The organism is Aeromonas sp. ASNIH8 (assembly GCF_002919855.1).
GTDB classification, from domain to species: domain Bacteria; phylum Pseudomonadota; class Gammaproteobacteria; order Enterobacterales; family Aeromonadaceae; genus Aeromonas; species Aeromonas caviae.
The window spans coordinates 1-6572 of sequence record NZ_PQLN01000153.1 but is presented as its reverse complement, the minus strand read 5'-3'; the positions used below and the strand labels follow the sequence as shown (position 1 = coordinate 6572).

Below are 6572 nucleotides of genomic sequence, written 5' to 3'. Positions count from 1 at the left end.
GAACTGGCTGTGGGTTTATAACCATGAGCGGCCCAATATGGCGCTGGGTGGCTACACGCCGAAACAGCGTCTGGCACAGGCCGCATGACCTCTACTTTTGAATGCCCCTAAAAATGGGGGGATTACCACGGCATGGATACCACGTCTTGGATGTTCCACATACTCAGTACCAATCCGAAGTGTCTGCACTGGCAGTTTCATCCAGCGGCAGAACTGAAGCGCAGTCGCTTGCAATACGAAGCAGATGAGAGGGAACGCTGCCAGGCCGAACAACGGGTGAGGGAGGAGGAGCGATTACGGGTGTGGAGAGAAGAGGAGGCACGGGAGCCTGAGCGCCAAGCCCGACGTGAGCGCGAACAGAAACTGGCACAGGAGCGACGACAGCAGCGGGAGGCGATGTTACGGTTAGCCCGCCAGCAGCAAGAAGAGGAGGAACGGCGTCAGATGGCAGAGCGCAAGCAGCGGAATGAAGCCATCTGGGAGCGGATGGAACAAAAGCGCAAGGAAGCCATTGAACGTAGGCGCTTGGATGAAGGAGAAATACAGCGGGCGGTGGACCAGTTGGTTACTGGACAGCGAAGAATGGATGCTGTGACCGGGCCGGTGGAGGAGGGACCTAAGGTTTGCAAATATTGCTTCCTTGAGTCGGAAGCACTTACGCTGCATGGTTACTGCTATCGCGAGCAGTGTGTCGGAGCCCGTGAACGAGCTAGGCGGTTTGGCAAGTATTTCCCTGACTAAGTAATATGTAGCAATTATGGAGTAAAGGTATGCGTCTAATAATACTTACACCGAAATACTATTACGATAAGGATGTGTGATGACGCAAGATGAGCTTTATGTTTCAGTTGATGTCGAAACCTCTGGACCCATACCTAGCGAGTACAGCTTACTTTCCATCGGAGCTTGTCTTGTTACCAAGCCTGCAACGTCCATCTACCTCGAACTTCGGCCTGATGGTGTGACACACGACCCTGAAGCCGTGGCAGTGTCCGGCCTAAATCTGGAGACGTTGGAACGCGATGGACTCTCTCCGCAAGAGGCAATGCGCACTCTTGAGCAATGGTTAAGTTCGATCTGTTTACCTGGGCAGAATGTGGTGTTCGTAGGTCTTAATGCACCTTTTGACTGGTCGTTTATCAACTACTACTTCCACAAATACTTGGGAAGAAATCCCTTTGGGTTCACTGCAATCGATATAAAAGCCTACTTCATGGGAGCTACCTGCTGTCGTTGGAAGGAGACCAAGTCCTCCCAAATGGCTGCTACGTTCAAACCACGCAGTGCGCCAAATCACAACGCATTGGATGATGCCCGCTTCCAGGCTGAGCTCTTTGCGCTGATGCTGGCGGATAGAGGTAAATACTGACCTGGTGCTTAGATACTCACCTAGTCCAGGCAGCTTCGACATACTTACCGCCCCTAAATGACCAAGCCTTTATCCCTTCGGGCTTAGAGGATGTACCGACAATGATGGCGATTGGATGTGGCAAATCCTGTATATGGTGCGCAGCAAACCTAGAGAAGCTTTCAATATCAGTAAGTGAAATTGCAGGTATGGTCTGGGGGTGCGTATGCCAGTATCCCACCAGACGTAGTCCTTGTGCATTGGCACTCTCAATCTCCTGTCGGCAGCGTCCCGCGTCCAGTTCCAGCCAGGATCTGCCTGCGCGGTCGTTGCGGTGAGGAGGAGTAGCCATGGCAAGCAGTAATCCTGCTGGGTTAATTGGGTTCACGAATAACTGCCCCCCACGTTCGACATCCCACCTCTGCTGCCGGTTGCTATCTAGTTCCTTCGCGACAGCTTGGGACACCAAGAGCTCCGAATCAACCCCGAACCATCTCCATCGCCATGCGATATCTGTCATTCATTTTCTTCCGTTTGTTTCGGCCATTCGCGCTCCAACTGAGCTTGCAGCATCCCTTCTGGCAATTCAGGGCCAAGGTAGTATCCACCCAGAGCCGCGATGTCTTTAGGCCTGTTAATGCTGCTTATCCACGTTGCGTCCCCGACATTGCCGGTCAAGGTGCGTATGGCCGTCTGCGACACCATAGAGGCGATGTTCATCATTCCCATCGACCCACCAGGAATGAAACTCTCCCCACAGCCTGGAAGCGCAACGATACCTCCCCCTGGCCACTCGGTGAACTTATGCCTGAAATCACCGTTTTCTCTGAACAAGTGCCTAGCATCAAAAGCTCCTGTGGGGGCAAGTAGGACGTGTCCTACCTGTGTGTGGGGTTCGCTCCAAGCCTGGAGCAATCCCCAGGACGTGCCTTCTGACTTGGCTTGCCAGAATGTGACTTCTGACTGCCAATCCGCAGTGGTCAATACAACCAGATCAGCTTTTTCGAACACATCGGGGTTCGCATAAAACACATATTCGGCGAAGGTGGTATATGTAGTGACTTCGATGCTAGGTAGATCCCTGCGGATTTTTTCTCGGAGTGCTTCGGCCTTTGCTCTTCCTAGGTCATCCGTTCCCAGAACATGTCTACCAAGGTTGGCTGATATCAGCGTGTCGTAATCAATTATCGTCAAATGACCGACGCCTGATCGAGCCAGCTGCAGTGCCACCGCCCCGCCCAGAGAGCCTGCGCCGATACAAACTACGCGAGTATTTTCAAGATTTTTTGTTGCACCGCTTAGGTCACGAGACAAAATTGCCGTCCGATCAAGCACGTTCAGAGTAGTCGAGCGGATGAGCTCGGGGGGATGAGTAACCGCCATGACCGGTCGTCGGCGCGCAGTACGCAAGTTGAATCTTGCCCCCCGATCTAACGATGCGCCATAGGAGCGGACATTGAGACAGTAGATCGGAGCATTTGTACCCCCTGGAAGCTCCAGGGCAATCCATCGACTGGTTAGCGAACCGCGCTCTCCAAACCAGGAGAGCAACTGCTTGGCATCGTCTGGATCTAGGTGAGGTGTAAGCCATGGTAATAAGTGCCCTGGGGCTGGAATGCGTATGTTCGGATGGCTCCGCAGCTTAACGTAGAATCCGGGGATCTCGGCAGCACGGATCGTTGCGGATCGTCCGACTACGCGCTTGTAGTGTCTCCTAAGTACAGACGTCTCAGTCGCTAACCAAACCGTTTCTCGCCCAGATGGTACAGCTTTGCGTGGATCGCTGAGGGCGAAAAGCTCAGATGCTACTTGGGGCCGATCCAATAGGATGAGATTCTGCAGAGAATGACCAAGCTGCATGGACCAGTATGAGGTGATTTCACTTTGGAACTCGGCATCACGCCTTTCTTTACTCGCACCCATGCTAGCTAGGGATACAATCTTGGCTAAGCGTGCCAAGCTGTCCCTAACGACTAGTTCAGGAGACCCCGTAATAGGGCGCTGCTGAAAACCATGCAGGCACAGCCCTGATTTCATCGCATGCGGCCAGACCAGCCATGGTGAGGGCTCGACATGTAACTGTAATAGCCCTTGCGGGAAGTTAGAGGGAAAACCGATACGCAGGCGCCGTTCTAGTCCTGTGTAATCGACTGGTAGGGGGAAGTAAAAGCTTGCGACTTCTCCTCCCCGCCTAGGCGCGGGCTGAAGTAGAGTAGCAGCAGCATCCTCGCCCAAAATGCTCTGCAGGGCAGCGATTCCGCGCTGCAGAGGCGTATCAGCATATTTAACCAAGGCGTTCAACCGGCTTTACACTCGCCTGCGAACTCTCAGAAGCGGTTGTTCCTCCAAAGATTGCCCCTATCGATATTGTGTTTCGTGTGGTCCCATTTAAACGACCCGGCATCGTCCAATTAGCCGGGATTTCGTTGTTCACCTCTGTGATGAACGTCAGTCCCATACCGAAGTTTTCTTTCACCTCCTTGGCAAAGTCATTTGCAGAGTCGAAACTCTCCAGCCCCAGAGCTACCGACATACTCGCGCTCAAGTGCCATGCATAAAAAGCCTGGCGGTAGCGTTCTCCTTCAAGAGGCCTGTTCCACTTCTCGGCAAAGTTCTCACCGTTATCTTTTGGATTACAAACTAGATAATCATTAGCTTGGTATTTGATGTATTGCGGCATTCTGCGAACAATTTCTAGGATAGCATCCAGCGGTCGTAGCGGCTTCGACTTGGACTCTTGCACCACATCAAGATAGGCATGGGTGGCAAGTGTCGTGATTACGGCTGAAATAGGGCGAAAATCCTCATTTTTGGTCCGAATGGCCCATTCATCGCGATGTCGCTTCAGCAGTTTGATAGTCGCACGAAGTGGATCTTGGTCTAGGTAGTCCTGATAGGTCGGCAAAGGATCCTGCGTTGCTGCCTCAAAGATGCGTTCACTCTTGTTGAGTGCGAGACTATCCATGGCGACTATCTGTTGGGTAGACGCTGCCTGTAGCCAGTTGGAGTAGGGAATGGGACTACTTGCTTTCCAACCAGTTACTCGGTCTGGGACCTCTAACTTACCCTCACCATTCTCTTCGACATTTCCATTTATGGCGCGCGCTGGTGTGACATCGATATGAAAACCAGGGCTCTCATCGGCGTAGACAATCCGGATACCACGACGCAACGGCTGGATATCTTCCTGGACGCGGCTACCCTCTTTGAACCTCGCTTCGATAGCCTCCAAGACCTCATTCGCATCAACCCCTTGTGCATGAGGTAGCCAGATGATTGCATCAGCGTCGATGGTGTTCATATCTGCGAAGGCACCAGAGACGGGTTTGATGGTTGTCTGTAACCGAATGGAGCCTTGAACAAAGATATGTGCCTCAGCCAATAGGGGATTGTCAGAAGCAGAGAGTATCTTTTGTAGCTGAGAGTAGCGTTCGTTGATCTTGCTGTACTGCGGTTCCGACAGTGAGATCTCTCTTGCTGCACGAAGCAGGAAGTGCTGCCAACTGTCGCGTTTAGTTTGTTCATTACTCATGGACATTACTGGGCCTCCTGGGCCTGGAGACCCAAATTTAGTGTTGGCTTGAACTTGTTTTGGCTGTCTTTATCGCGATCAAAGATCAGGTACTGATGCTGATGTTGCGTAGTGAGCAAGGCACCAAACTCGATCGCTAGTGCAGCTGGAATTGCTGGGAACACATGGATCGTACTCGCTGTCATGGCCTCGAGTTGGCTCAAGCGTATCTGGAGTGCGTTGCGGAACGCATGAATCACACGACGGTTCTGGACCATCATATAACTGGGCTCAGGGATAGTCAGCTCTGCGATGCGCGCACCAGGTAAGGCATCGTTTACATCGCGGTGGGGGACTTGTGCGGATATGGATAGGACCAGTGCCAGTGGGGCATCGCCATCTGGTGGGGAAGCAAACAGATACTCCGGCGGATCAGCTGACTGATCGGGCCAACGAAGTTGATACTCGCGATTGAAGGAAAAAAGTAGGCGCTTGGAACGGTCTCCTATGGTCTGCCCCAGTAGCATCAGCGCAGGAATATCGGCTACACCCACAACGGCAATCGCAGGCGTGTCGCTATATATACCTCCACGGCGTCTTAGCTGCTGTTCCAAGTCGTGCAGGATGCTGTCCTTGATATTTTGCCAGTAAAATACATCCCTACCACGAGGTCCTGGTGCTGGAAACGTGATCCTAATTGGGTGATCAATTGCCGTTAATCCTTCGGAAGACATTGCAACCAATAAGTCGCGAGTGTGGATGTCATTAGTCGTTGCGAAGTGCTGACTCAGCACGATCACGGGTATGGCCCGACCACCATTGGGTGTCGTAGCTGCGAGCCTAATGCGGTCCAAGTATGCTTGGTGAAGGCCACTTAAGTCTTCCTCTGGGTAGCCATCTGCGTCACGGTCAATCTTGTCATGACAGCTAGGGCACAGGAGCATCAGATTGGCAGAGTCATTTGTGAGCGCCTGTGCTTTTGCTTCGTCATGATCCTTACGTCCCCTCGGACCCTTTGGGCTAGCTGGCAATACATGGGCAACCTCACCCCACTTCATGGGTTTGCCTACGCGATAGTCGTGCGTAAGATCATTGCCACATAGCTCACAATGTCCAGCAGACTGTATCCAGACGATCCGCTTCGTCTCTTCATTGGTGTTATAGCGCCCATTTGCGGGGTTAGGCTTCTCTAGTTTTTCCACTTCAATCTCCTCTGTGAGACATCCATGATCATTACAAATTATGAGTCTGTTGAACGCTAGGGTTTGCCATTGCAACCACAATATATAGCATTTATTTTTTGTTTTATCCATATATATGGTGTTTTTGAGATGTTTTTGACAAAAGCAAGAAGAGACTTGATTGATCCAGAACATGGTTTAAGAGGAAGGTGATTCATTAAAACTGAAGCTGCCAAATACTTGTTGTGAATCCTGAATTGTTTTTTTGTAGTAAAATTACAACCTGATAAGGGGGGATAGGAGTTGACGGTACATTATTATGTCAGCTTATGGGTTATTTTTATGTCAACTTATAGGTTATAAAACTCAAGTAAGTTACTGATTTATGGTTGTGTGTTATGTCAACTTCATGTACAGAACCTTAAGCGGCAAGCGAATTAATAATACCGTCTAACGTGTTGTTTTGCTTGGATTTTCTCTGCCTACTCTTTTTGCCGTTTTTGGATAAATACACCATTGCCCACTCCAACTT

6 protein-coding genes are annotated in these 6572 nt (G+C 51.1%); 2 read left to right on the top strand and 4 right to left on the bottom strand.

Translation table 11 applies throughout. The features are described from left to right. Positions 1-132: 132 nt before the first annotated feature. Positions 133-741 carry a hypothetical protein gene (locus C3418_RS22330; RefSeq protein WP_146054143.1) on the top strand — a complete coding sequence of 203 codons (609 nt, stop codon included), beginning with the start codon at positions 133-135 and terminating at the stop codon, positions 739-741. Between the two features lie 79 nt (positions 742-820). Further along, a complete protein-coding gene (locus C3418_RS22325) occupies positions 821-1369 on the top strand; it encodes a 3'-5' exonuclease (protein WP_103859304.1) in 549 nt (182 codons plus the stop codon). 16 nt (positions 1370-1385) lie between these two features. On the opposite strand, the gene C3418_RS25110 is transcribed toward C3418_RS22325, so the two are convergent. The 4 genes from C3418_RS25110 to C3418_RS22305 form a co-directional block, all read right to left on the bottom strand. After that, positions 1386-1700, bottom strand: a complete 315-nt coding sequence (locus C3418_RS25110; RefSeq protein WP_374755714.1) for a Mov34/MPN/PAD-1 family protein — start codon at positions 1698-1700, stop codon at positions 1386-1388. 164 nt (positions 1701-1864) lie between these two features. Further along, positions 1865-2731, bottom strand: a complete 867-nt coding sequence (locus C3418_RS24560; RefSeq protein WP_219812704.1) for a ThiF family adenylyltransferase — start codon at positions 2729-2731, stop codon at positions 1865-1867. Positions 2732-3632: 901 nt separating this feature from the next. After that, positions 3633-4886, bottom strand: a complete 1254-nt coding sequence (locus C3418_RS22310; RefSeq protein ID WP_103859301.1) for a nucleotidyltransferase — start codon at positions 4884-4886, stop codon at positions 3633-3635. Beyond that, entirely contained in the window at positions 4886-6235 is a 1350-nt protein-coding gene (locus C3418_RS22305; RefSeq protein ID WP_219812703.1) for an HNH endonuclease, read from the bottom strand. Before C3418_RS22305 ends, C3418_RS22310 begins: the two co-directional genes overlap by 1 nt. Between the last annotated feature and the right edge of the window lie 337 nt (positions 6236-6572).

Bases quoted from the DNA above. Each gene is read 5' to 3' on its own strand.
- C3418_RS22330 (WP_146054143.1), top strand. From the start codon at position 133: ATGGATACCACGTCTTGGATGTTCCACATACTCAGTACCAATCCGAAG.
- C3418_RS22325 (WP_103859304.1), top strand. From the start codon at position 821: ATGACGCAAGATGAGCTTTATGTTTCAGTTGATGTCGAAACCTCTGGA.
- C3418_RS25110 (WP_374755714.1), bottom strand. From the start codon at position 1,700: ATGGCTACTCCTCCTCACCGCAACGACCGCGCAGGCAGATCCTGGCTG.
- C3418_RS24560 (WP_219812704.1), bottom strand. From the start codon at position 2,731: ATGGCGGTTACTCATCCCCCCGAGCTCATCCGCTCGACTACTCTGAAC.
- C3418_RS22310 (WP_103859301.1), bottom strand. From the start codon at position 4,886: ATGTCCATGAGTAATGAACAAACTAAACGCGACAGTTGGCAGCACTTC.
- C3418_RS22305 (WP_219812703.1), bottom strand. From the start codon at position 6,235: ATGTTCTGGATCAATCAAGTCTCTTCTTGCTTTTGTCAAAAACATCTC.